Origin of the sequence: Emticicia sp., from assembly GCF_049241225.1 — a bacterium.
In the GTDB taxonomy this organism is placed as follows: domain Bacteria; phylum Bacteroidota; class Bacteroidia; order Cytophagales; family Spirosomataceae; genus Emticicia.
The window spans coordinates 1-1448 of record NZ_JBMLRC010000274.1 but is presented as its reverse complement, the minus strand read 5'-3'; the positions used below and the strand labels follow the sequence as shown (position 1 = coordinate 1448).

Genomic DNA, 1448 nt, shown 5'->3' with positions numbered 1-1448 from the left:
TCGTTCTAAGAACGACTGACACAACGACTAAATGTAGAACATTTAGCCGAACTGGTACTAAATGTAAAACATTTAGTACCGCTCTGCGAAAAATCTTTCTTCGCAGAGGTGTTCTGACCTCTCCTGATGTCAACTTGAAAATTGCGTTCTGGAGAACGAAACTCACCCGAGCAAAGTTTGAAACGGGAACACCCAGTTTTTGCACAGCAAGCCTACAAAAAATTCACCAACAAAGTCGATATTTTCTCCCAACAGGTCGATAAACACACAAAATATTCAATCAATTGTAGATTTTTTGAGCTTATCCTATTACCTTTCGTTTTAAGAAAAATTATCAACAATCATGAAAAAAAACTACCCTCTCTTATTAGTTTTCTGGTTTATCATAAGCTGTATCAGTACAAGCTTCGCCCAAAAAGTAAGCATCACTGGCATTGACCCTACCCTAAAACCTGGCGATGATTTCTTTATGTATGTCAACAGTAAGTGGTATAATTCGGTCGAAATTCCTTCTACCCAATCGGGCGTTGGGGCATATTCGTTTATGAATTATCCGCAACGCATACGCCTCCAAGGCATTTTGGATAGTGTTTCGGCTACTAAAAATCTCAAAGGTAGCATCGAACAAAAAGTAGGCGACTTCTATGCTTCGGGCATGGATACCACCACCATCAACAAAAGAGGTTTCGACCCCATAAAACCAATGCTCAAACAAATTGATGCCATAAAAGATGTGGCTGGCATTATGAAGTACGTAGCCGACCAGCAGAAATTCAATAATTTTTCAATCATCGGTTTTCGTGTTGGGCCAGATATTAAAAATAGTGCTATTAATATTGTCAATTTAGGTCAGACTGGAATCGGTTTACCCGAAAGAGATTATTATTTCAGAACCGACTCTTCTACACTTTTCATTCAGCAATCTTATCAAAATTACCTAAGTACTTTATTCAAACTTACGGGTACTGATGCAGCTACTGCAAGCAAAATGGCCTCGGCTGCATACGTCATCGAAAAAGAATTGGCGGCATCGCACAAGACCAATATCGAACGCCGAAATGTGCAAGCAAACTATAATAAGCTAGCCGTTGCGGACATGGTAAAAAAACAACCAAACATTGGCTGGCAAGCATTTTTTGCAGCGTTGGGTGTGAAAATAGACTCGCTAAATGTGCAACAACCTGCTTATTACGATAAATTGAATACTTTACTAACTTCGACATCAGTTGATGACTGGAAAGCTTATCTAAGAGCCAAAACGCTGGTTTCGTATGCTGATTTTCTGAGCAAACCATTCACAAAAGCTTCTTTTGAATACGCTAAGGTGCTATCAGGACAAGCAACTCAAAAACCACGTGGTGAAGAAATTACCGAAGCCGTTGATAGGTCGCTCGGGCATGGGCTTGCTCAACTTTATGTAAAAAAATACTTCCCCGAAGAAGCCAAAC

Annotated in this window: 1 pseudogene; it reads left to right on the top strand. The window is 39.8% G+C overall.

Annotated features, from left to right (window positions below):
- Positions 1 to 343 precede the first annotated feature (343 nt).
- A pseudogene (locus ACOVO2_RS14695) lies at positions 344 to 1448 on the top strand (M13 family peptidase); the annotation flags it as partial.